Genomic DNA, 24,714 nt, shown 5'->3' with positions numbered 1-24,714 from the left:
AGACCAGATTGTTATCTAAAAAATATTAATTACAGTGGTTTAGGAGAGAATTTGGTTTTTATTCTATTTGGTTTGGATAGGTAAAATATTACTTTGGAGGTGTTACCGTAACTTGTAAGCACTGATTAGCAATGAAGATATGAGGGGGAAATCAGGTTGATCTCATATCATCTGCTTGCAAAGACTGTTCATATGTTTAATAAATAAAAATACAGTTCATGATTTGAATATAGCGCTTTGTAATTTAGAGAAAACGTGAATAGAAAAAAACTCAACCACGATGGAAAATTTGTCAATTTTATAGTTTCGTACTTTTGTGTAGCTTTAATTTAACAAATAGATGCTAGGTCAGGAGAGACCATCATGCGTACAGAAAAGCACACGATTAATAGACGCTCATTTCTCGGATTATCTGCGGGTAACTTTCTGGAATGGCTTGATTTTACGTTATATGGATATTTCGCTCTCGCGATCGCACATAATTTTTTTCCTGCTGAAAATGAAATTTTATCGACTTTAGCTGCGATTACCACTTTTGCAGTGGGCTTTTTGGTCAGACCACTCGGCGCTTATTTCATTGGACGTTATGCAGATCGTAAAGGTCGTAAATCAGCAATGATTTTAACCGTCATGTTGATGGGGGTAGGTACACTTTTAATTGCAGTGGCTCCGCCTTATTCGCAAAGTGGATATCTTGGTACAGCCATGGTGGTGTTGGGAAGATTGGTTGCTGGACTTGCTGCATCAGGAGAATTTGGCGCTGCTGTTTCTTTAGTAATGGAAAGTTGTCCTAAACAGCGTAGAGGATATTATGGTGCATTATTTAATAGTTCAACTTATCTTGCGCTTGCAACGGGTTCTGGTATCGCATTATCTATTTATGGCATTTTGGGGCAAGCAGCCACTTTAGACTGGGGCTGGAGAATTGGTTTCTTCATTGGCCTTGCAGTTATACCTTTAGGCTTATACTTACGTCGCTATATGGAGGAAAGTGAGGTACTGGTTCAAGATCAGGCCAATAAAGTCGTGCCTAAATTAACATTCGGTCAGATTTTTCAAAGAGTGATGTTGGTCGCTTCGCTTTCTGGTTTTGGTTCCGCTGTGGTTTATCTGGTGATTATCTTTATGCCATCTTTTGCTAAGCAAGGGATGGGGATTGAACCTGTTATTGGTACCGCAAGTTCAACATTGGCGACACTGTTCATCATTATATTTTCAATCATCGGCGGCATTTGGTCAGATAAATCAAACAGAATGGTAGTGATGTATACCGGTGTCATTCTCTGTGCGTTTATCGGTATTCCGCTTTATGAATATTTATTGGCAGTACCTTCTGCAAGTCGCTTGTTCTTGTTCCAGCTTGTGTGTGCCAGCGGCTTAGGCCTGATGATCGGTGGCTATTTCCCATTTATTTCAGATTATTTCCCAGCCAGACAACGTGCTTTGGGAATAGGACTTGGTTATAACGTGGGTGTTACTTTATTTGGAGCTTTATCCCCGATTGTATCAACCTATGCATTGAGTAAAGGCAATTTACAGGCGCCTGTGATTTATCTCTCGGTTGCAGCGATTATTTCAATTACCTCGCTTTTACTCTGTCATCGAGGCGTCAAATTACGTGCATCACAACTGGTTGTTTGAGTTGTTGATATGAATATTAAGCTTATCTAGCGCATTTGAAATAAAGGATTAAATTTTAATTGAGTGTTGCTTAATAATTTGGCTTAAATTGTTGTGAATATTTTATTCAAACCTACTTTTTAAAAGTAGGTTTTTTATTTGTATAAGTTTTCCTAAAAATATTTGAGTAGAAAAATATTCAACTGCGATGGAAAAGATATCAATTTAAAAAAATAAAGAGTTTGTGTAATTTAAAGGAATAGAAAAATGTTGGTTCATGGAGTGAAATATAATGTTTAGATCTATTTTATGTTTAAGTATATGCACATTACCAGTAGCAGCTTTTGCAGATATTAGCGTTGGTGATGAAAACTCTCCCTTTAAAGTATATGGGGTACTGGATTACGGGATAAATTATTCTCATTCAGATGTACAGGACTCACATGAGTTTCAAAGTGGGATGGATTATGCAAGCCGCTTAGGATTAAAACTGAATCTTAAATTAAATGACGACCTGTCTATTATTGGAAATGCAGAGTCAATGATCGATTTACGCAAAATGGAATTTGTGCGGAAGACGACTTTTGCTCGTGCAGAGTACTTAGGTTTGCAGTCCAAACAGTATGGAACGCTGGTGTATGGACGAGTTATGCCTGCTGTTGCTGGTGCATTAGAAGAGTTATTTGCCGCTCCTTTTACCCCGACAGCGATTGCGATTCAGGCTTACGACCTTGGCGCTGGTGCCCCTAATTATGATTTCAGAACCAGTCGGGCAGTCAGTTATACCACCCCAACATTTAAAAATACTTCGTTGACCATGCTCTATTCTCCAAACCAGATGGTTGGAGAGGGTTCTTATGTAACGGATGCGAAAAACTATGGCATTTTGGCGATTTATGATGATGGGGTAAATCGAGTAAGTGGATCCTATAATGAACTGATTAGCAACTTTTCAGTAAATTATAAAGGAGAGATTTTAAGCGATGTTAAAACCAAGGATTATCGTGCGCTTGTTCTAAGAAGAATGAATAAAAATTTAACTTTAATTGGTACGGCAGGATATTTTAAACCTGATAGTCCACATGCTGCTTCTGCTCAGGTTTATGGTGCAGCGATTAATTTTGAACAGCCGAAGTATAGTTTAAAAGCTTCTGTTTATCGACGTGATGTTGATCAGCAGGATCGGAGTGCGATGGTTTACTCGGCAGGTGCCAATTATCATATTAATAAACACTTGGATGCTTATATTCGTGCAGCCTATGTCGATAATAATGAAAATTCATTTTATACAATCAATGATATTGCATTAAGTGGTGCTGGAGATGATCCTTCAACTTATGGGGTGGGTTTAAAGTTTTCCTTCTAGTTTTTAAATATGTCGTGAAATCAATTTAATTTCTTAAATTAACTCTATTTCACAAATCCATTTTTTTAAGGAGCAAAAAATGAATATTGAACCAATATTTTATCCACCATCTAAAAGTGAAATCCAGAATAGATTAATACGCGTTCAGGAACAGATGCAGAAGGAAGGTCTTGATCATTATGTATCCTTTTGTCCAGATAATATTTTTTATTTAACCAATTTTGCAAATGCAGTACATGAGCGGCCTTTTGTCTTGGTGATTCCTCAAAAGGGTGTACCAAAGTTTATTGTCCCTCAACTGGAAATTCCGCATGTTCAAACTCGTGCTGTGAGTGAGATTGAACTTATTCCATATTTTGAATTTCCAGCGCCAGCAGGTCGGGCATGGAGTGATCGATTTAAAGAACTATTTGAGAGCAATCCGCGTATTGGTGTTGAATCAATTTGTCCCTTACAGATTTATTCTGAAATTCCTGGCGAGCGTATCCGTACTGATATCATTGATGATCTACGTATGATCAAATCGGATTATGAAAAAGGACGTCTGGCTTATGCATGTCTGTTAGCAACAGAAGGACATAATCTATTACTGTCATCTGCGTATCCGGGTATGAACTTGATGGAAATGATTGGTCAGGTGAGAGAGCTTATTTTTACTCGGTTGCTGACCGATAGTAGAGAACTTAATCCGTTCGCTACCAGAATTTCGGCAGTATTTCAGCCGCCAAGTGTGTCTCATGATCCGCATAACTTTACCAATATTGATATGAGAATGGAGCCGGGCGGCCCACATGTATCGATTGTAAATGCCGTGATGAACGGTTACGGCGCTGAAGTTGAAAGAACCTTTTTTCTGGGTAAAGTGCCAGAAAATGCGAAAAAACCGTTTGAGATTATGCTGGAAGGTCGTCGTATTGCATTCGAAATGGCAAAACCCGGTCAATTAATGAGTGAGGTTGATCGAACAGTGAATGACTATTTCCGAAAAGCTGGAATGGGGGATTATCTGCTACATCGTACCGGACATGGTATGGGCGTTACTGGGCATGAGGCGCCATTCTTTGCCGAAGGTTATGATCGTCCGATTCAGGAAGGAATGTGTTTTACCATTGAACCAGGACTTTATATTGAAGGTGTGGGCGGTTTTCGCCATTCCGATACGGTCTTGATCGGCCCTGAGGGTCCTGTGATGTTGACCGATGGGCCAATTGAAATGGCCGAGTTGACCTTTCCGATCTAAGTTTAAATAAGTCAATAAAGGCCTATCTTGATTTTAGCTAGGCCTTTAATTTTGAGTCTGTTTAAATGACTTTATCTGGATTCATAACAAATCAGATCACGTAATTTTCTAACATTGCTGTTGAGCGGAATTCGACTATTCCAGATGATGATTTGAGGCTTGATGGTGAAACTTAATTCACGATTTAAGATATGAAGATTATTATTTTTATGAAGCAGCCTCGCGAGATTGCTGGACGTGACGGTGATTGAAGGATATTTCTCCATGATATTTAGAATCAGATGCGGTGGGTTATCTACTTCAATTAGATTTTTAGGCTGTTTTAGTCCTCTGGCCACCAGATTCGCGTCGAAACATTGACGCACAGGGCAGCTTGGAGCGGTCAGACACCATGGGTAATCTAACAAATCTTTTAAATCTTTATGTTCGGCAGGAATGTTTAGATGATGACTGGCAATCAATATCAATTGATGTTCATGTAATAAAATTGCACGTAAATCATGTTCGAGGTCATCGACTTCGGCCCGACAAATCGCCAAATCAATTTCACCTGCCCGTAAATAAGAGAGTAAAGATGTTTTATCGCCAGCTTTAATACTGATTTCTGTTTCAGGAGAAAGCTGTTTAAAACGTACAATTGCATTGGCAAGTGCATTTTCCAATGAAGGTGCATGTATACCGATTGAGATTTTACTGGCACGTGCACCTCTGAGTGAGGCAATTCTGTCGTGACCTTCGCGAAGTTGTGCTTCTATTTTTAAATAGGAGTCGATCAGGATTAAACATTCGGGCAGGGCAACCAGTTGCCCAACTTCTCTTCTAAAGAGTTGTTCACCATAGTTGGCTTCAATTTCTGCAAGAGCTTTGGAAACGGCAGATGTGGTCATATGCATCATCTGCGCGACTTTGGTCAGAGATTTATGCTGCTCTAACAAGGAAAGAATTTTTAGGTTCTTAAACTTCACCCTAGAACTAAAAAACGAATCTAAATCATCCATGATATGCTGTTTTAAAAATATATCTAACTCGATTCTATAATCTTTCCGTGAGTGAATACTAATCTTATTTTCATGTGATGATGCATTCACTTTTACGCTGTAAATCCGCTAGGATTATTTTTAAGATTTCTTGGCAAGCGTGCACGATCTCTATTTGATTCATCAAGAGAATAACCCTTAAGATTCAGCCAAAAAATCGAACTGTTAATGTTTTAAGCAGCCCCAGAAAAAGCTCCAGTAAGCTGAGGAAAAAATGAATCGAAAGTACGTCTCATTTTTCCCAACAAACTCAAATTTCACACAGCAAATGAATATCTTCTGGCTCGAGTTGCCATAACTGCTGATCGGGTTTGTCCAATACTTGAGCGCCATGTTTCATATAAAAATCAACAGTTCGCTTGCTGGGTGTGGCAGAAATATAAAGATATTTTGCACCTAGCTTTATTGCAGATATTTTCGCTGCCTGCATGAGTTGTGCACCAATGCCTTGACCTTGCTGATCGGAATCGACATAAAAATAGTGCAAAAGTTTGGCATCTGGATAATCCTGAATGATCTGATTGGATACCACGGAAATGCCGACCATTTTTCCTTGACCGTTAAAGGCCCCGATGAATTCTGCCTGTTGGTGGTAGAGCTGTTTTAATTTAGGCGGATCATTTTGCAGATGATAAGCATCCCAATGCTGAACATCATAAAAACAGTCAACGAGTTGTAAACACTGTTGATTGACATAATTTTGGGTAATCAATTCACGTCGATGAATGTGTTGCCAGATCAAGTCAATTTCTGAATATTGAAGTGGTCTTAAAATAATATTGATGCTGTTTTCCTTCTCTTTGTATTTGTTTATATTTTAACGGCTAAGACAGGTTTTAAACAGTTTATTTACATTAGAGACAATCTGTTAATCAAATCAGCTATACCTCATGTATAGATCGAATTATGCTGTCTGTAGTCATTAAAATAACAAGGAAAATTCCTGATGTCTTTACGGTTGTTATTCTCCCTGACTGGAAGCAGTCTTATTTTGATATTTACAGGTTGTACGCCATCTTCTCAATATTCGATTAGCGATAGTTTTGGTCCACAGCCCGTTTTACCAGAACCGCAGTCGAGATTGATTCCGACTGTTAATATTGCACCCGCTAAAGGCTGGCCAAAGGGCAAGATGCCTACTACTGTTGAAGGTCTGAAAGTTCAGGCATTTGCCAGTGGACTAGATCATCCGAGATGGTTGTATGTATTGCCGAATGGTGATGTGCTGGTTGCTGAAACAGATGCACCGCCAAAACCAGAGGATAGCAAGGGCATTCGCGGCAAGATCATGAAAATGGTAATGAATCGTGCAGGCTCCTCATTGCCAAGTGCCAATCGGATTCGCTTATTACGAGATAGCAATGGCGATGGCATTGCAGATCAGAATACGGTTTTTCTACAAAATTTAAATTCGCCGTTTGGTATGGCCTTGGTGGGGAACATGCTTTATGTCGCCAATACGGATTCGCTGATGCGTTATCCCTATCAGGAGGATGCAACCCAAATAACGGCGAAAGGGACTAAGGTGCTGGATTTACCCGCGGGGCCGCTCAATCATCATTGGACTAAAAATGTGATTGCCAATCCAGAAGGAACCAAACTTTATATCACGGTAGGTTCAAATAGTAATGTCGGGGAAAATGGGCTGGATCAGGAACAAGGTCGGGCACAGATTCTGGAATATGATATTGCCACTGCCAAGGTCAGACCCTATGCAATGGGACTACGTAATCCAAATGGTATGGGCTGGCAACCACAGGGTGGACAACTCTGGACGGTCGTTAATGAACGCGATGAACTCGGCAGTGATCTGGTTCCCGATTATATGACCTCTGTTAAAGACGGTGCCTTTTATGGTTGGCCGTACAGTTATTATGGTCAACATGTCGATAAACGGGTAAAACCACAAAATCCTGAGCTGGTTGCACGTGCACTAAAACCTGATTATGCCTTAGGTAACCATACTGCTTCTTTGGGCTTGGCCTTCTATGCAACAGAGCTTATGCCGCAGTATCGTGGTGGCGCATTCATTGGACAGCATGGTTCATGGAACCGTAAACCACATAGTGGTTATAAAGTGATTTTCGTGCCTTTTCGAAATGGACAGCCTTATGGTCAACCGCAAGATGTGCTCACAGGTTTCTTAAATGAGAAAGGTCAAGCTTTGGGGCGTCCAGTTGGCGTTGCAATTGATTTTTCAGGAGCGCTCTTAGTGGCTGACGATGTGGGTAATACAGTCTGGCGTGTCTCACCTGTGGCACAAACGACCTATGAAAGCCCAACGCAAAAGTATCAGCAGAAAAATTAGATATATCATCTAATTTTGCGCTATCCAAAATGTCGTTATTCATATAAAGTTTATATAAAATACATCTTCATTGTAAAACATTACAAATCTACTAAACTTTTGGTTCCATACTCAATGGGACATAACAACATGAGGATAGCGTCATGCCACAGTATTTGCGTATCGCTGATAATATTTACAGGCATTTTGAAGAGGAAAAAAAGTTTAACGTTCCACTTCAAGATTGTCTCAATTTCATTGTTAAACAGTTACGTGAAGAACTTAAAGATACCGACTTAAAATTATTGTATAACTACATCGATTTCGTGGAAGGCTTTCAGGATAAGCCGACCAAAGACCATATTAGTATTGATGTTAGTTTAGTCCCCAACTATAAGAATAAAGATGAATTTGTATTGTGGTTAGCTGGCTTTATTGAACGGATTACTGAAGGGGGCGTGAAGAGGCTTCCGCCGATTCATGAGGAAATACCAGCAGAGTTTACATTTGAACGTGATCTGAGCATTATTCTGGATAAGTTGAAAACCAGTTCTGCTGAGCAGATCAAATCGTATTTTGAAAGTGATGAATATAAGAATAATTAAATTAAAAAAATCATTGCGCTACAACGCTTTTCCATTCCATTGAATTATTTTTTAAAAAAGGCTTTTTATAGAAGCCTTTTTTTATTGTGTCTGTCATTTAAGAAAATCTTCGAAACAAAGCTTCAGTGTCGACGGTGAGAGGACTGTCATTCATTTTTTAGATTTTTATTATTTAATTGTTCTGAAAGATTAATTTAATGACCTTTAATGATATAAAGTGGGAATAGATAGACGGTTATGTATAGTTTGTGTGACACATTATGTATTTATAAAATAAAGCGTGATATAAATAGCGCACTAACGATGAACTTCTTGATGAATGTGTATATCGTAATCCCATTCTCTTCCCCAAGAGCTTGGGATTTTTTTTATTTGGACTTTTGCTTTTTAAAAAATAAGAAATACAAGATAGCAGAGGAGATGAAATTAGAATTGAAATAATGAGAGAGAGTTTTCAATGTGAATGAAAGCATCTGGAGAATTGGTCTAACAACGCATCCTCCAAACTCAAGAAAATGAACGATGTATTACTTTTTTTGCTTAAAACGATATTTGCATTTCAGACAGCGATAGTCCTGAAAAATATTCTTGTCGACCAGAACACCTGCTTTTTTGCCGAAAATATTTCCAATTACTCCACCTGTGATACCTGCACCAATTGCACCGACAAACGTTCCTACTGTACCGCCGACAATCACACCTAAAGGGCCTGCAACTGTACCAATTGCTGCGCCTATTGATGCTCCACTTGCAGCACCACCAACTGTACCCGCCGTGGTTCCTGCGGCCGTGAGTAATACGCCGCCTGTAGTTCTCAATAACTTGTCATGATTACGTGTTTCAATTTCTGTAGAACCACATTTGGGGCATAGTATAGGTTTATCCATAAAACTATCCTGTTTTCTCTATTGATGACTTTGACGTTGCCAAATCAGAAGGGGGGAAATAACTTGCTCACTTTGGAAAAAGTATATGTCTATCTTACGCGATCAGTTGTATACATAACGCATTATGGTTGATTCTAGCGGATACATGAAATAAGTATTTATAGTTCATGTAAATACTTTTACTCTCACCCAGCGCTCTAAGAACTGGAACTTTTAAGCGTATTGTTGCCCCAGATAAATGAGTATCGCTTCTGCAAGAATAAGGCTGGGAATGGTTGCCTTATTCTTCATTAAAAATAATATGTTGCGTGGCCTAAGCAAAACTAAGTCATCGCTACAGCTTTGGGTTCGGTCAGATGATTTAATTCATGACTGAGCGCGATCGCAAGATGTTCTGCTTTTGCATAGGCATGTTCTACGGATTGTCGATGACGATCATCCACAAATTCCTGATATTCAGAAGCAATTTCATAGATTTTATCTACTCCTAAATATTTGCTCACCGTATGCAGGTGAGGTATCAGATGACCCATCTGTTCTCTAACCCCGCCTTTTTCAAAACCAAATTCACCGCTTGAGCTAATAATCACCAATGTTTTGCCAGACAATGTCGGTTGCAAAGGAAAGTCACCGCGTGAAAGATCAAAATCAAAAGTCTTGTTCACGCGAGCGATTTGATCAAACCAGGCTTTGAGCTGAGCTGGCATGCCATAGTTGTACATGGGCGATGAAATGATGATGAGTTCAGCCGCCACAATCTCTGCAATCAATTGATCTGAAAGACCAAGTATTTGTTGTTGTTCTGCGCTTCTTTTTTGCTCTGGTGTAAATGCTGCACCCATCCATTCCTGAGTAATAAAAGGTGGTGGATTCATGCCTACATCACGATAAATATATTCATCTATAGCGAACTGTTTTTTCCAGCTTTGTATAAAGTGATGGGCAATGTTTTTGGAGATAGAGTTATGGTTTGGGTTAGGATTGTTGGCAGCGCGAATACTGGCATCGATATGTAAGATTGTACTCATTTGATCCGTCTCTGATTGATTTAATATATAGCTATTTTGGAATGAAGTAGAGCACTAGACAAACGAGTAAATCACAGCTATAGATGATTTTAAGTCATCTATTATTTTTATAGGAGCGTGGCATGCACGTTTCTTTACAGGCATTAAAAGCATTCGAGTCAGCCGCGCGCTTAGGCAGCTTTAAACTGGCAGCTGAGGAACTTTCGCTGACACCTACTGCGATTTCGCATCATGTTGCCAAGCTTGAGCATCGGTTAAGTGTTGATTTATTCCATCGCGAAGTTAGAAAAATTGTCCTCACCGAGATCGGGGAAAAATTAGCGAAGCAGATTTCGCAAGGATTTAGAACAATTGAGAATGCTGTGGAAGAGGTTAGGCTAGCGAGCAATGTGCTGAAAGTAACGACGACTTCATCTTTAGCGGCTTTGATTTTAATCCCAGCATTGCATGAGTTTTCTTTGATCCATCCCGATATTTCTGTAGAGGTTTCAACAGGAGAGGCCTTAGACCAGCAACTCTATAATTTGCCTGTACGTTTGGGCAATATTGCGACGGTGCCTGCTTCAGAGGTTATTCGCTACGAAACATTTAATCTGTTTGGCCGACAACAGATTGATCCGCTTGCTGCTGGCGATGAACCTATTGTGATTTTTACTACAGCGTGGAAAAACAAGACATTGGCTGCACCCCCTTTAGAAAAATGGTGTGCGCTAAATGGCATAGAACCCTCAAAATTTATCGTGAAAACTTTTGATCAGGAACTGTTTGGCATTCAGGAAGCACTGGCTGGCAATGGATTTGTATTTGCCTCTACCACGTTAATGAGTCGATTACTAAAAATGCAACAGATCCAGCAATGTCAGACTCAGTCGATTCAGTCAGAACTGTGTTATTACATTCCAGATAAAGACAAGCTCAGCAATCGTAAGACACACGATTTAATTGAATGGCTGGAGCGAAAATTAAATGAATGATTTCGGTTCAAACCCAATATTTCATGATTACTCATGAATGACTGCGTTTGAACCAGTCACCGTGTTGATTTAAGGTAAGAACGTTTCTTGCAAATAGCTCCACAACATTTTGCCATCAATTTCTTCAATCAATGCACAAGAGCGGCGGATCAGAATGCCAGACGCTTTGGTATGTTTTTCTGTATAAGTGAGAACAATGGCATCTGGTTTTTGCATTAAAATCTGCTCATCATAGATTTCAATCTGGATATCAGGCATTTTTCCCTGATTATTCGCAAATAAACCTTTAACTTCTTCTAATGAAATACGTTTGCCTGCTGCACCGACCATTTCAAAGTGATCGGCAAAATAGTCAATCAGTAGGGGAAGGTCTTGTTCTGAGTGTTTTCCGCTAAAAATCTTCTCGATCAGGACGTGCATGCTATGGATGCTTTCGATTGCCTGTTCTTTGATAAGAGCCATGTTCATTTCCATTGAAAATTGATTATCTCGCTTTATTTTAAAACAAAAATAAATGTAAAATTCAATATCATTTTAAAATAAATTTGAATTTCCTTTGTTGAGGTCGACTCAAGTTTAACCTTGTTTCTGAAATAAGAACTAATTTATCAATTGCTTAGTGTTATTAAAACCATTTTTTAATCTTTACTCCACAGTAAAATGATAAATATTGCGTGCTGAATTGGTAAAAAAGGTATAACTTTATACCCAAAATATTATGGAAAATTCCATGTAAAAATAATAATTATAGAAGGAGGAAATTTACCTTATTGAAGGTCTGCCAGAAAAGGAGATGAGTTCTGGTCAACGGAGCCTTCAATAAGAAGACGCATAAAAATACATTGACAAGGAAGCAAGATGGATACGCATTCAACAGAGCCAACACGTGCTCACTCAAATATATATGCATGGTATGTGGTATTACTCTGCATGTTGGCCTACATATTTTCATTTATCGACCGGCAAATACTCGCGCTGATGATTGAGCCAATCAAAGCCGATCTTGGTCTTTCCGATACACAGTTCAGTTTATTACATGGTTTGGCCTTTTCATTGTTTTATGCCTTTATGGGCTTGCCGCTGGCTTATCTAGCAGACCGTTTTTCACGTCCAAAAATCATTGCTATCGGGGTGGTGTTCTGGAGTATTGCAACGGCATTTTGTGGTCTAAGTAAAAACTTTATTCAACTGTTTTTGAGTCGTATGGGTGTGGGTGTGGGCGAAGCTGCTTTGTCACCTGCGGCTTATTCGATGTTTAGCGATATGTTTAGTAAAGACAAGCTGGGCCGTGCGGTGGCGGTGTATTCGATAGGTTCCTTCGTTGGTGGCGGTATTGCTTTTCTGGTGGGTGGTTATGTGATTGGTTTACTGAAAAATATGGATACCATCATGGTTCCAGTTTTTGGTGCACTCAAGGCATGGCAAGCTGCATTTATTATTGTCGGTCTACCTGGGGTATTTATCGGTTTACTGGTTTTATTGACGGTAAGAGAGCCGCAGCGTAAAGGCCAACGTTTAAATGCACAGGGGCAGGTTGAAAAGACCAGCATGAAAGATGCGTTTAAGTTTATCAAAAAGCATGGCCGTACTTTTAAATGTCATTATTTAGGCTTTACCTTCTACGCAATGGCTTTGTATTGCCTGATCAGCTGGTCGCCCGCATTTTATATGCGTAAGTTTGGTTTAACCCCGACTGAAGCGGGTTATATGCTGGGCAGTGTGTTATTGGTGGCTAATATTCTAGGCGTATTCTGTGCGGGTTGGTTGAATGACTGGTTTATTCAGAAGGGTCGTAAGGATGCCCCAATGATTACGGGCGTGATTGGTATTGTCGGTTTAATTATCCCGATGATGGTGTTTACGCAAGTGAATGAGTTGTGGTTGTCGGTGGTGTTTCTGGTGCCTGCGATGTTCTTTGCTTCCTTCCCGATGCCGATCTCAACCACCGCCATGCAAATGCTGGCGCCGAATCAATTACGTGCACAAATTTCAGCAGTTTTCTTGTTGATTAGTAATCTGGTTGCGGTCGGGATTGGCACCACATTGGTGGCATTGATTACCGATAAAATCTTTGAAAATCCATTGATGGTTGGAATGTCACTGTCAATTGTCGGGACGATCTCTTGTGTACTAGCCTTCATTCTATTGAAAAAAGGCTGTCAGGCATTTAGCGACAGTATGCAACAGGAACATGCTTCTTGATCTGATCAAAGTGCAAGTGTTAAGAGCCCATTCTTTTGCAATGGGCTTTGTGCTTTGCCCGTGACATTCATAACAAGGGAGTGAAGTGATGCAAGCGACGTTTAAACTGGATCCTTTGCATTATCTGGATGAATTTTTATTATTTCAGTCCAATGATTACCAGACCATTAAAGATCAAATCAGTCATTACCTATGTCCGCATCGTTTTGATGTTGAGACACAAGAGCCGCTTAACACGCGCTTAAATGGTTTTAGTTTTGGGAATGGGGCGCTGTATGATCTGAAATATAGTGCACCCGTGGTGATCTGTATTGATGACAGTTCGAGTTTTTACCTGTTCAGGATTACGCAGGAAGGGCAATGTCAGGTCGGGGCAGCAAACCAGCAACTGCTACAATCCGTAGGTATTATGTCGGTCACTCATCCGCATACCCGACAGCAGATTGTCACCAATCAGCATTGCCGTAATATTATTTTGAAATTGTCCAAACAGGAGATCGAAACCCAGCTGTTTAAAATGCTGGGCCATACCAGTCAGGCACCAGTCTGGTTTGATAGCGGTTTATCTTGTACTGCGGAAGGGATCAGTTCAATTGTAGAAACGCTGAATTATCTCTGTCATGCTTATTACAATATTCAGAACTGGAGCTTTATTTCAGCCAGTTTTACTCAATACCTGATTGAGCTGATTTTGCTTAAAATCCCCAATAATTATAGTGAGCAGTTGAATGCACAGCGTCAGCAGCTTGTGCCAGGCTATATCAAAAAAGCGCAGCAGTATATTCAGGACAATCTGCATCAAGCGATTTCGCTAGCAACGTTGAGTCAATATTGTGAGGTATCGATCCGAAGTCTACAAAAGGGCTTTAGCCAATATCTACAGCAGACACCCGTCGAATATATCCGTGAGCAACGTCTGGAACGGGTACATTCCGCTTTACAGCAAGCCGTGGAACATCAAACTGTGACCGATATTTTACTGGATCATGGCATTCAAAGTTTTGGGCATTTCTCTACCTTGTATAAAAAGCGCTTCGGCTGTCTGCCTTCACACACCTTAAAAACGAATCCTGTGCAACTGGGTGAAACACTGTCGTAAATGGAATAATCACTGCGCATTTGGATAAGCCCGTTTACGTTGACCATTCTATGCTGAATAACAAATCAAGTAGCAGGAACGCACATGAAAATTACAGTACTCGGCGGTGGACACGGATGTTATGCAGCAGCGGCGGAAATGGCAGAAAAAGGCCATGATGTGAAATTATGGCGCCGTGACCGCGACGCATTGCAACAGTTGGCGGCAACAGGCGAACTCAAGATTAAAGATTATCAAGGAGATCGTAGCGTCACAGTCGGTTTTGAACAGAGTCAGATTAATCTGACCGATGATTTACAACATGCCATTCAGCATGCCGAGCTGATTATTATTCCTTTACCCGCAACCACACATCTGGATTTGGCTCAGCAGGCTGCACCTTTCTTTCAAGCGGGCCAAGTGGTGTATTTACCGCCTGCAACCTTTGGTACTTTTATTTTTGCCAAAGCCATGCGCGAGGCAGGTAACACAGCACAAGTGGCTTTTGCCGAAACAGGAACCTTACCGTATTTGGTACGTAAGCACGGGGTGAATCAGATCGTGGTGAGTGGCTATGCAACCCGTTTACCAACGGGGGTATTGCCAAGCAATTTGTCCCAGCATGCATTCCAAATTTTAAAACAGGCGTATCCAAGTGTTGAGCCAATTGAAGACAGCTTGAGTGGTGCATTAATGAATGCTGGCCCGATTATTCATCCACCGTTGATTTTGATGAACGCGGGGCCACTGGAACATTTTGAGGCTTGGGATATTCATAATGAAGGCACACAACCGTCGATTCGCCGTGTCACCAATCAGCTTGACGCAGAGCGTATGCATGTACGTGAAGCTTTGGGTTATTCTGCACCGCATTTTCCGCTGGCAGACCACTACAATAAAGATGGAGAAGGCGATGAATGGATGTATGGCCGTGGGGCACATGGCAAATTAACAGATAGTGGTGACTGGCGTGAGGACATCAACTTACAGACACATCGTTATATGCTGGAAGATACGCGTCTGGGGCTATCCTTTCTGGTATCAGTGGGACGTTGGGCTGGTGTCGCTACCCCAGTGGCAGAAGGACTACTGAATATTGCTTCTGCGGTGACAGGCAAGGATTTGTATCAGGACGGACGGACGTTTGAGAATCTGGGGCTGGCAGATAAAAGCAAAGCTGAGTTGCAAGCGACTTTGCAGCAAGGAGTCTAGGATGAACCCAATTCAACAGGTTGCCGTACTCGGCGCTGGGCGAATGGGCAAAGCCATTGCAATTGCCTTTGCCTATGCGGGATTAAACGTGGCTTTAATCGATGCTCGACAACGCACGGAGGCTGAGTTTGAGCAATATCAGGCTCAGATCCATACCGACTTAAAACAAGAATTGCAGTTGCTGGAAAGTATCCAGTTTATTCAATCTGAACAAACCGTATTTATTCTGGATCAGATTAAAATTTTAACTCGCGAGGCTTCAATATCGGTCTTAGCGCACTGTGATCTGGTGATGGAAGGTGTACCCGAGGTCAGGCAAGCCAAAGAAGATATTTTTACTTGGCTGGATCAATATATTACGCCGACTTGTATTGTTGCATCGACGACGTCAACCTTTCTGGTCACGGATATTGCGCACATGATTTCTTATCCAGAACGGGTGGTGAATGCGCATTGGCTCAATCCTGCCTATCTGATTCCGCTGGTTGAGTTAAGTCGTTCTGAGCAAACTTCAGATGAGGCGGTAAATACCTTGAAAAGCTTCTTGCAGGCAATTGGCAAAGTGCCTGTGGTCTGTAATGCTCGAGCAGGTTATATCGTGCCGCGGATTCAGGCGCTAGCAATGAATGAAGCGGCGCGAATGGTGGAAGAAGGTGTGGCTTCGGCAGAAGATATTGATATTGCCATTCGGACTGGTTTTGGCTTGCGCTTTTCTGTATTGGGCTTGCTGGAATTTATTGACTGGGGAGGTGGCGATATTCTGTATTATGCTTCACAATATTTACAGCAAGAACTTGGGGAGCGTTATCGAACGCCTGAGATTATTGCCGAGAATATGCGACAGCAACGTAATGGCTTGAGAGAAAAGCAGGGTTTTTATAATTATCAGCAAGTTGATATTGCAGCTTATAAACAGCAAGTACTGCATACTTTTTCAGACCGAATCGCCGCAAATCAGCTCAAACCGCCGTTTAATATTTTCAATCAGCAATAGATTTGATTGAAACCTAAGCCCATCTCTGAATAGACATGGGCTTTTTGCTATTTTAGCTGGATGGCATCAAATCAAACAGTTTTTTCAATTGACCATTCAGCTGATGCAGTTCAGCATCATCAAAAGCATTCAGAATCCCAGATAAGGTCACCTGACTGATCTGATTAATTTGTTCGACCAGCTCTTTACCTTTGTCGGTTAGTTTGACCATTGAGATGCGTTCATCTGCTTCTGATGAAAAAACTTGCACAATATCATCTTCAACCAGACGATAAATAGCTTTGGTTGCCGTCGTCAGTTTGAGTGTAGAAAGGTTGGCAATCTCGGTAATGCTCGCTTGTTGCAGGGCATTGGTACTTAAAATAATTTTACGACGTGTATTATCGATTCCTAATTTTTTTATTGATTTTTCAATAAGCTGTGTGTATTTACCATTCACCTGCGAGATCCAGAAAAAAGGATAGCTTTGTAAGCTGCTCGGTTCATTGTTAGGTAGAAATTGTTCTAAATGAGTAAGCATAGCCAAGTCGTAACTTTATAAAAATGGACGATGATCATTATACAAAAATTAGAAACATTTTCTTTGTTCTTCATCATGAAAAATACTTGACAATTACATTACTTTTTCCGATATTTGTATTAATTATAAAAATACATGGAAAAGTGAATGAATATTGTTGTACAAGAGGTACACAAAGGTACAGGTGCACTGAAGGTCATGGTGAAAGATTCCATTGATATTCAAGGCATGAAAACGATGGCGGGCAGTAAAGCCTTGATGCAGAGTCAAGCCGCAACTGCCAATGCCGAAGTCGTCGAGCGTATTTTGGCAGCAGATTGTCAAATTACGGCGAAAACCAATTTGCATGAACTGGCTTTCGGGATCACAGGGATTAACCATACCTTTGGTACGGCGATTAACCCGAAATATCCTGAATTGATTCCAGGTGGATCATCTAGCGGTTCTGCGGCGGCAGTTGCAGCTGGTCTGGCAGATTTCACATTAGGCACGGATACAGGCGGTTCGATTCGTATGCCTGCGGCATGTTGTGGAGTGTTTGGGTTAAAACCAACCTTTGGGCGAGTTAGCCGTCAAGGTGTCCATCCAGCAAGCAGTTCACTGGATTGTGTTGGTCCTTTTGCAAATTCAGTCGAAATGATTGAAAGCGCTATGCAAATCATTGATCCAACGTTCCATGCACAGGCTGAATTAGCACAGGCACCGAAACTAGCGTGGCTCAATGTCGCTGCTGATTCAGTCGTCATTGAGACGATCCAGCAATATCTGAACCAAGCCAATCTGACAGCATCAGCTGTGACGCTGGAAGGCTTTGAAGCCGCCTTCGATGCGGGCATGCAGATCATTAATTATGAAAATTGGCAGGCTTACGGTGAGTTGACTCAAACAGGCTTACTGGGTGCTGACGTCAATGGACGTTTATTGAAAGCAGCCCAAACCACATTGGCCCAAGTCAAACAGGCAGAACAGGTTAAAGCAAATTTTACCGCTGAGATTGATGCTTTGCTGACCCAATACGATGCCTTGATTTTACCGACTTTGCCGCAGCTGCCACCTAAGGTTGCTGATGCTGAAAATACCGTGGCTTTTTTAAATCTTACTGGTCTGGTTCGACCATTTAATCTTTCTGGGCATCCTGCGATTTCAGTACCACTGGAAACTGAACAAGGTCTACCCGTGGGTTTGCAAATTGTGGCGAAACGGAATGCGGATGAATATTTGTGTGCGATTGCGAAATATATCGTGAAAGCTGCGCAATAAATGACAAGGAATTAGGGAATGAATCATTTAGCGACAAAGGAATTTGTAATGGACAGCAATACAACGCAATTAGATGCCTTATGTCAGGAAATTCGTGAACGTGCCTGCACAGGGGAGTTCGATAATCAGGCCTATGTCAGTCAGGACATCATCGACAAACTAAAACAGATTGGTGTTTACCGTGCTTTGGTTCCAAAACGTTTTGGCGGCAATGAATGGTCTCCAAAACAGTTTTGTGAATTGATCGAACAATTGTCTAAGGCCGATGGCTCAGTCGGTTGGGTCGCGAGTTTTGGTATGAGTCCTGCCTATTTGGGCAGTTTGCCAGAAGCAACGCTTGAGCAGTTGTATAAAGATAGCCCTGATATTGTGTTTGCAGGTGGCATTTTCCCTCCACAACCCGCTGAAATTACCGATGCAGGTGTGGTGGTGAGTGGGCGCTGGAAATTTTCCAGTGGCTGTATGGGCGCAGATATTGTCGGTGTTGGCATTTCTCCACAAAAGGACAACGAAGCCCAAGGTCTACCGCGTATGGCGGTGATGCCAGCCAATAAAGCTCAAATCGATATGACGTGGGACACGGTCGGTCTGAAAGGTACAGGCAGCCATGATTTGGTGGTGAAAGATGTGTTGGTGGCGAAGGAGTGGACTTTTGTCCGTGGTGAACCTTCAAAACTCCCAGAGCCATTTTTTAAATATCCATCTTTATCTTTAGCCACTCAGGTCTTAACCGTGGTGGGGATCGGCGTTGCAGCCGCAGCGCTCGAAGAATTTCAAAAACTGGCACCCGGTAAATCTTCGATTACTGGTGGGGCCGAAATTGCCAATCGTCCAGTGACTCAATATGAGTTTGCCCAAGCTGAAGCTGAGTTTAAGGCTGCACGCGTCTGGTTCTATGACACCATGCAAATCGTCTGGAATGAAGTGTTGGCAGGACGTACCCCAAGCGCAGAACAGATCAGTGATATGCGTTTGTCCTGCACCCATGTGGCTCGTGTTTGTGCCCGTGTAACGCGCAAAATCCAGATGCTGGCAGGCATGACCGCGATTTATACCCATAACCCATTTAGCCGCTTTGTGAATGATACCAATGTGGTGACCCAGCATGCCTTTATGGGCGATGCCACTTTACAGAATGCAGGTTTGGTCAGCTTTGGCATGAAACCAGCACCGGGTTATTTATAAGTCTGTTTGGATTAAAGATTGTAATGGCAAGGATGAATGACATGAATGCGCAAGTGGATTTAACGGCGATATTACAACGTCTACAACAGCTTGAAGCCCAAAATGCGATCCGTAACTGCATTAACCGTTATATGGAAATTTGTGATGCCTTGAATGCTGATACCAACCTGAATGAATTGATGGATTTATTTGATCAGGACAGCATCTGGGAAGGCATAGGCGAAAAATATGCGCAGTCTTTTGGTCGTTACGCTTCATGGCAAGCCATTTATGACATGTTCAAAAGCTACACCCAAAAGCAGTCGCATTTTGTCATGAATGCGCATTTTGTTAGCTCAGAGCAAATGTATATCGAAGCAGATCAGGCCAATGCCAGTTGGTTGATGTTGCAAACCTCAACCTTCCGTGATGGTCGTAGCCATTTAAATGCCGCCAAACTCACCGTGCAATTTAAACAGCAAAGCGATGGTCGCTGGAAGATCAAACATTTTCAGACTGAAAACATTTTTAGTCGCCCTGTATCTCACTGGGATAGTACAGCCACATTGCCAGTACCGTCTCAGTAACTAATGGATAGATCGAAAAGGATAGTTGATATGAACAGTATTATTCCAATGCATAACATTGAAATGGATTACAACGAGTTAGTTCAAAGTGATCGTGCCCACACATCTTTATATAAAGATGAACGCATCTTTGAAGAAGAGATGGAAAAGATTTATTACAGCACTTGGGTGTGGGTGGCACATGCCAGCGAGATTCCTGATGCAGGCAGTTATAAGACCATCAATATTGGCAAGCAACCTGTTGTAGCGGTGCGTGACCGTAAGAAAAAAGTGCATGTTCTGCTGAACCGTTGTCGTCATCGTGCCGCAACCGTGTGCGAACATAAAAAAGGTAAAACCAACAGTTTTGTTTGCCCATATCATGGTTGGAGCTATGCACTGGATGGTTCATTACGCGGCGTGCCTTCACCTGAAAGCTATGGCGAATGTCTGGATAAATCTGAATTTCCATTAATCAGCCTGCGTGTTGAAGAATACAACGGCATGATTTTCGCGACCTTTAAACAGGATATTGAACCTTTAGAAGATTTCCTCGGCGCTGCGAAAAAGTGGATCGATTTATTCATGAAACAAGGCGCAGGTTATCCGATCAAAGTGTTAGGTGAACACCGTTTCCGTTTTCCGGGTAACTGGAAAATCCAGCTGGAAAATACTACCGATGCTTACCACTTCCCATTGGTACACAAGTCATTCTTAAGTTCAGTCGATGAAAAAACCGAAGAACTGTTTAACTTTGAAAATCAACCGGGCTATGTCGAAGACTTAGGCAATGGTCACAGTGTGATGGTGATGATTCCTGAACTGGTTGATCTGGATGAAGAGTTGATGGAACGCCCGATTCAGGAACGTTTTGAAGACTTGGCTCAAGCCTTGCGTGATGAAGGACATGAAGAACTGGAAGTACGCCGTATTGTACGTGCGGTGGGTGGTTCTGGATTTAACCTGAACATCTTCCCGAATATTGCCTGCTCAATGGCGTTCTTCCGTGTCATGCAACCGATTTCTGTCAATGAAACTGAAATTCATCATTCCGTCATTACCATGGATGGTGGCCCACAAATTGCCAACCAGTATCGTTTACGTCTACACGAACATTTCCAAGGGCCGTTTGGCTTCGGTACACCAGATGATTCAGAAGCATGGGAGCGTGTACAACATGGTGCCAATGCCGGTAATGATTTATGGATTATGCTGAATCGCGGTCTGCCAGGTGAAGTCAAAACTGAAGATGGCTTAAAGAGCGATGTGAGTGCTGAAACTGGGATGCGTGCTGCTTATCAGCAGTGGAAAAAGTTGATGACGGCTTAAGGAGAGTGCCATGAAAACCGATTTAAATTTACTCAATGAAGTGACTGCATTTGTCTGGGCAGAAGCGGATATGCTGGATCATTCTGAGCATGATAGCTGGCTGGATCTGTGGAATGAAAAAGGTGTGTACATCATCCCGATCGATCCAAAACTGACGGATTATGAAAATAATCTGAACTATGCTTATGACGATCATCACATGCGTAAATTACGCGTTACCCGTCTGGAAAATGGCGAGGCGATTTCAGCATCTCCAAAAGCAAATACGGTACGTAGTGTGTCACGTGTTCGTATTCTTAAAGATGAAGATGGTGAAATTGTCTTACGTTGCGCACAAAACTTACGTGAGTTCCGCAAAGAAAATCTTAAACATTATACCGCTGACGTCACTTTCCATCTGGTTCGTGATGCAGAACAAGGGTTTAAGATTAACCGCAAAATTATCAATTTAGTTAACTCGACCGATACCTTGGCGGGTATCAGTTACATTCTCTAGGAGCAAAAAATGAAACAGTTTGTTTTAGTCACAGGTGCCGCTTCTGGTTTAGGGAATGTCATTGCCGAATATTTTGCAGCGCAAGGGCATCAGGTGATCCTGTCTGCCAGTACTTTAGAGAAAGCAGAGCAAGCCAAAGCACGTAGCCCACATGCAGAGAATCTATTTCCACTGAAACTGGATATTTCCGTTGAGGCTGATTTCCATGCAGCCGTGCAGTGGATTCAGCAGACATTCTCAAAACTGGATGTGTTAATCAACAATGCCACCATGACCAAAGCAACGCCTGTTTTAGAAATTAGCGCGGCGGATTTTGACATGATCACGCAAGTGAATCAGCGTGGCACATTCCAGTCTTGCCAGATCATTGGCAAATATATGGCAGCGCAAGGTTATGGTCGTATCGTCAATATGGCATCTCTGGCTGGACAAAATGGCGGTACTGCCACTGGTGCGCATTATGCAGCGACTAAAGGCGCCATTATTACCCTGACCAAAATCTTTGCCAAAGAGTTTGCAGCCCAAGGCGTTACCGTAAATGCGATTGCGCCTGGGCCAATGGAATCACCGATTGTGCACAGCGTCGTGTCTGACGAAAAAATGGCGCAATTTATTCAAAATATTCCCGTCAAGGCATTAGGCAGCATGGAATTTATTGCTGAGACCTGTGCGCTATTGGCAAGTCCAAGTGCAGCTTTTGTGACAGGGGCAACATGGGATATTAACGGTGGATTATTTATGCGTTAAGCCTTAGGCGAGATGCATATCAGGGAGAGAAATCATGACGATACTGTATAACGTGGTGGTAAAAAACCGTCATGTCGAAGGTGGGAATGTTGCAGTCATGGAATTTGAATCTGCAAATTCGACCGTATTACCCAAAATTGAAGCGGGTGCGCATATTGATGTGCACCTCCCGAATGGCATGGTGCGTCAGTACTCATTATGTCAAAACCCGAATGATGTCGGTAAGTTTAGGCTTGGGATTTTACGCGATCCAGAATCACGTGGTGGTTCAGTGTCGGCCTTTGATGATTTAAAGGATGGCATGCAGATTCAGGTCAGTGAACCGAAAAACCTGTTTCCTTTAGTGAAATCTAAACATGCTGTGTTGGTGGGTGGAGGTATCGGGATTACCCCACTGATTACGATGGCTTATCAGTTGGCACAGGAAGGTACTTCTTTTGAGCTGCATTACTGTGGCGCAAGCCCAGAGCGCTGTGCTTTTGTCGATGAAATTAAACATGGCATTTTGGCGCCTTTCACCACCTTTCATTTTAAATCTGAAGGGGCGAGTCACCGTGAGTTTTTCCAATCCGCCATTCAAGACATTGATAAAGATAGTCATATTTATACCTGTGGCCCGAATGGATTTATGGATTGGGTGATCAATTTAGCCCTGACACAGAATTTTCCCGAACAGCAAATCCATAAGGAATATTTTCAGGTTGAAGTTGAAACAGGTGGTGATGCATTTGAAGTCGTGGCGCAGCAAAGTGGCAAGATCATTATGGTCAATGCTGAAGAAACCATTTTGCAGGCGTTGGCGCGTGAAGGCATCGAGATTGAAATGTCATGTGAACAAGGTGTTTGCGGTACCTGTATGTGCGATGTGATCGAAGGTGAACCTGATCATCGCGACGTGTATTTTACCGATGAAGAAAAAGCCAGTAACGAGCAGATATTGGTGTGCTGTTCACGTTCTAAGTCAGCACGATTGGTACTGGATATTTAAGCGATTTAATCAGGATAAATTGGTATCAAATATCGGCCAGAAACAGGATAAAAGATTCAGGAGAGAATAATGAATTCACTAAAATCAATGGATGAAATAACAATAGATCCAATGCGATTCAGACGTGCTTTGGGAAATTTTGCGACAGGTGTCACTATCATGACCGCGCAAAATGAACAAGGTGAAAAGGTGGGCGTGACTGCCAATAGTTTTAATTCAGTGTCTTTAGATCCACCGCTAATTTTATGGAGTATTGATAAAAACTCATCTAGTTTCCCTGTATTTGAACAGGCTTCACATTTTGCCGTGAATATTCTATCGGGCTCGCAGATCGAGTTATCCAATAAATTTTCACGCCGTAATATCGATAAATATGAAGGCACCAGTTATCAGACTGGGGCAGGTCAGGCCCCCATTCTGGATCACTGTTCTGCGGTGTTTGAATGTGAGCGTCATAACATTATTGAAGGTGGTGATCACTGGATTATTATTGGCAAAGTGGTACGTTTCCGTGATGAAGGACGTAGTCCACTGGTTTATCATCAAGGGGCTTACTCTGGTGTGATTCCTCATCCCTTACTCCAGTTAAAAGAGACGGTAGAAGCTGAAGACATTGGTGAAATGCATCAGGGCCATTTATATAGCAATGTTTGTTATCTGATGAGCCGTGCATTCAAGTTTTATCAGACCGATTATATTCCCAAGCAACTGGTAACTGGTTTCCGCACCAGTGAAGCACGTTTATTATTGGTGCTCGGTAGTGGGACTGCGTCGAATAAGGCAGATTTGCCACGTGATATTGCCATGCCGATGCGAGAAGTGGAGCAGGCTGCATCGATTTTGCAAAAGGACGGTTTGCTGATTGAGAGCGACGGATTTTTTAAACTGACCGAAAAAGGCAAAAAAACTGCACACTATCTATTTGATATTGCAGATAGCCATCAAAATGAGGTGTTTGAAAAATACTCAGATGAGCAAAAAGATATTTTTATTACCATGTTAAGAGACTTTGCTGGTGTAGCATAAGCAGGATGAGGCTGATAAGTTGAAACGATTTATCAGCTTTCTTATATCAACTCTCTAAGCAATCAATAAAAAGAATGTGCAAGGACGT

General features: G+C 41.8%; 24 protein-coding genes. 18 read left to right on the top strand and 6 right to left on the bottom strand.

Translation table 11 applies throughout. The features are described 5' to 3' along the window. Positions 1-363: 363 nt before the first annotated feature. From A9Z07_RS14370 to A9Z07_RS14360, 3 genes are all read left to right on the top strand, one after another. Positions 364-1,641 carry an MFS transporter gene (locus A9Z07_RS14370; protein WP_069579547.1) on the top strand — a complete coding sequence of 426 codons (1,278 nt, stop codon included), beginning with the start codon at positions 364-366 and terminating at the stop codon, positions 1,639-1,641. 271 nt (positions 1,642-1,912) lie between these two features. Next, positions 1,913-2,986: a porin gene (locus A9Z07_RS14365; RefSeq protein ID WP_062846703.1), complete on the top strand. Its 1,074-nt coding sequence runs from the start codon at positions 1,913-1,915 to the stop codon at positions 2,984-2,986. Positions 2,987-3,065: 79 nt separating this feature from the next. After that, the gene (locus tag A9Z07_RS14360; protein ID WP_069579542.1) at positions 3,066-4,226 is read left to right on the top strand and encodes a M24 family metallopeptidase; all 1,161 of its coding nucleotides are present in this window, start codon (positions 3,066-3,068) and stop codon (positions 4,224-4,226) included. A 71-nt stretch (positions 4,227-4,297) separates the two neighbouring features. On the opposite strand, the gene A9Z07_RS14355 is transcribed toward A9Z07_RS14360, so the two are convergent. Both A9Z07_RS14355 and A9Z07_RS14350 read right to left on the bottom strand, forming a co-directional pair. After that, complete coding sequence (locus A9Z07_RS14355) at positions 4,298-5,224, bottom strand: LysR family transcriptional regulator (protein ID WP_069579539.1); 927 nt, start codon at positions 5,222-5,224, stop codon at positions 4,298-4,300. A 289-nt stretch (positions 5,225-5,513) separates the two neighbouring features. Further along, positions 5,514-6,041, bottom strand: a complete 528-nt coding sequence (locus A9Z07_RS14350; protein ID WP_081406438.1) for a GNAT family N-acetyltransferase — start codon at positions 6,039-6,041, stop codon at positions 5,514-5,516. Positions 6,042-6,209: 168 nt separating this feature from the next. Here A9Z07_RS14350 and A9Z07_RS14345 point away from each other — a divergent pair, with 168 nt between their 5' ends. Both A9Z07_RS14345 and A9Z07_RS14340 read left to right on the top strand, forming a co-directional pair. Further along, complete coding sequence (locus A9Z07_RS14345; RefSeq protein ID WP_069579536.1) at positions 6,210-7,571, top strand: PQQ-dependent sugar dehydrogenase; 1,362 nt, start codon at positions 6,210-6,212, stop codon at positions 7,569-7,571. A 143-nt stretch (positions 7,572-7,714) separates the two neighbouring features. After that, positions 7,715-8,155 (top strand): hypothetical protein, encoded by a 441-nt coding sequence (locus A9Z07_RS14340; RefSeq protein WP_062846708.1) that lies wholly within the window; start codon positions 7,715-7,717, stop codon positions 8,153-8,155. 527 nt (positions 8,156-8,682) lie between these two features. On the opposite strand, the gene A9Z07_RS14335 is transcribed toward A9Z07_RS14340, so the two are convergent. Beyond that, complete coding sequence (locus tag A9Z07_RS14335) at positions 8,683-9,042, bottom strand: hypothetical protein (protein ID WP_005256487.1); 360 nt, start codon at positions 9,040-9,042, stop codon at positions 8,683-8,685. A gap of 323 nt (positions 9,043-9,365) precedes the next feature. Further along, the gene (locus A9Z07_RS14330) at positions 9,366-10,070 is read right to left on the bottom strand and encodes an FMN-dependent NADH-azoreductase (RefSeq protein WP_069579534.1); all 705 of its coding nucleotides are present in this window, start codon (positions 10,068-10,070) and stop codon (positions 9,366-9,368) included. Between the two features lie 122 nt (positions 10,071-10,192). Between A9Z07_RS14330 and A9Z07_RS14325 the strand changes: the two genes are divergently transcribed. Further along, positions 10,193-11,044, top strand: a complete 852-nt coding sequence (locus tag A9Z07_RS14325; protein WP_069579532.1) for a LysR family transcriptional regulator — start codon at positions 10,193-10,195, stop codon at positions 11,042-11,044. A gap of 69 nt (positions 11,045-11,113) precedes the next feature. On the opposite strand, the gene A9Z07_RS14320 is transcribed toward A9Z07_RS14325, so the two are convergent. Beyond that, on the bottom strand, positions 11,114-11,506 hold the full coding sequence (locus A9Z07_RS14320) for a hypothetical protein (protein WP_005256493.1): 393 nt from the start codon (positions 11,504-11,506) through the stop codon (positions 11,114-11,116). Positions 11,507-11,902: 396 nt separating this feature from the next. Between A9Z07_RS14320 and A9Z07_RS14315 the strand changes: the two genes are divergently transcribed. The 4 genes from A9Z07_RS14315 to A9Z07_RS14300 all read left to right on the top strand — a co-directional run bounded on the left by A9Z07_RS14315 (position 11,903) and on the right by A9Z07_RS14300 (position 16,530). After that, a complete protein-coding gene (locus A9Z07_RS14315; protein ID WP_004771091.1) occupies positions 11,903-13,246 on the top strand; it encodes a spinster family MFS transporter in 1,344 nt (447 codons plus the stop codon). An 88-nt stretch (positions 13,247-13,334) separates the two neighbouring features. Then, a complete protein-coding gene (locus A9Z07_RS14310; RefSeq protein WP_069579530.1) occupies positions 13,335-14,345 on the top strand; it encodes a helix-turn-helix domain-containing protein in 1,011 nt (336 codons plus the stop codon). Between the two features lie 84 nt (positions 14,346-14,429). Further along, entirely contained in the window at positions 14,430-15,536 is a 1,107-nt protein-coding gene (locus tag A9Z07_RS14305; protein ID WP_069579529.1) for an NAD/NADP-dependent octopine/nopaline dehydrogenase family protein, read from the top strand. 1 nt (position 15,537) lies between these two features. Further along, positions 15,538-16,530, top strand: coding sequence for a 3-hydroxybutyryl-CoA dehydrogenase (locus A9Z07_RS14300; protein WP_069579527.1), 993 nt, complete (start codon positions 15,538-15,540; stop codon positions 16,528-16,530). A 52-nt stretch (positions 16,531-16,582) separates the two neighbouring features. Here the strand turns inward: A9Z07_RS14300 and A9Z07_RS14295 are convergent, their stop codons facing one another. Continuing rightward, a complete protein-coding gene (locus tag A9Z07_RS14295; protein ID WP_004771095.1) occupies positions 16,583-17,050 on the bottom strand; it encodes a MarR family winged helix-turn-helix transcriptional regulator in 468 nt (155 codons plus the stop codon). Positions 17,051-17,197: 147 nt separating this feature from the next. On the opposite strand from A9Z07_RS14295, the gene A9Z07_RS14290 reads away from it, so the two are divergent. The 8 genes from A9Z07_RS14290 to A9Z07_RS14255 all read left to right on the top strand — a co-directional run bounded on the left by A9Z07_RS14290 (position 17,198) and on the right by A9Z07_RS14255 (position 24,626). Further along, positions 17,198-18,310: an amidase gene (locus tag A9Z07_RS14290; RefSeq protein WP_069579525.1), complete on the top strand. Its 1,113-nt coding sequence runs from the start codon at positions 17,198-17,200 to the stop codon at positions 18,308-18,310. Between the two features lie 18 nt (positions 18,311-18,328). Continuing rightward, entirely contained in the window at positions 18,329-19,495 is a 1,167-nt protein-coding gene (locus A9Z07_RS14285; protein ID WP_062846713.1) for an acyl-CoA dehydrogenase family protein, read from the top strand. Between the two features lie 41 nt (positions 19,496-19,536). Further along, positions 19,537-20,061: a nuclear transport factor 2 family protein gene (locus A9Z07_RS14280; protein ID WP_069579523.1), complete on the top strand. Its 525-nt coding sequence runs from the start codon at positions 19,537-19,539 to the stop codon at positions 20,059-20,061. A 30-nt stretch (positions 20,062-20,091) separates the two neighbouring features. Next, on the top strand, positions 20,092-21,369 hold the full coding sequence (locus A9Z07_RS14275; RefSeq protein WP_069579522.1) for an aromatic ring-hydroxylating oxygenase subunit alpha: 1,278 nt from the start codon (positions 20,092-20,094) through the stop codon (positions 21,367-21,369). 10 nt (positions 21,370-21,379) lie between these two features. Then, positions 21,380-21,865, top strand: coding sequence for an aromatic-ring-hydroxylating dioxygenase subunit beta (locus tag A9Z07_RS14270; protein WP_069579520.1), 486 nt, complete (start codon positions 21,380-21,382; stop codon positions 21,863-21,865). A 9-nt stretch (positions 21,866-21,874) separates the two neighbouring features. After that, the gene (locus tag A9Z07_RS14265; RefSeq protein WP_069579519.1) at positions 21,875-22,612 is read left to right on the top strand and encodes an SDR family NAD(P)-dependent oxidoreductase; all 738 of its coding nucleotides are present in this window, start codon (positions 21,875-21,877) and stop codon (positions 22,610-22,612) included. A 34-nt stretch (positions 22,613-22,646) separates the two neighbouring features. After that, positions 22,647-23,600, top strand: a complete 954-nt coding sequence (locus tag A9Z07_RS14260; RefSeq protein ID WP_062846715.1) for a PDR/VanB family oxidoreductase — start codon at positions 22,647-22,649, stop codon at positions 23,598-23,600. Positions 23,601-23,666: 66 nt separating this feature from the next. Further along, positions 23,667-24,626, top strand: coding sequence for a p-hydroxyphenylacetate 3-hydroxylase reductase component (locus A9Z07_RS14255; protein WP_171258984.1), 960 nt, complete (start codon positions 23,667-23,669; stop codon positions 24,624-24,626). Positions 24,627-24,714: the final 88 nt, after the last annotated feature.

It is taken from the genome of Acinetobacter sp. YK3, assembly GCF_001729365.1.
Taxonomy (GTDB): Bacteria; Pseudomonadota; Gammaproteobacteria; order Pseudomonadales; family Moraxellaceae; genus Acinetobacter; species Acinetobacter vivianii.
Note: the sequence above shows the minus strand (reverse complement) of the source record. Positions and strands in the feature narration are given on the sequence as shown.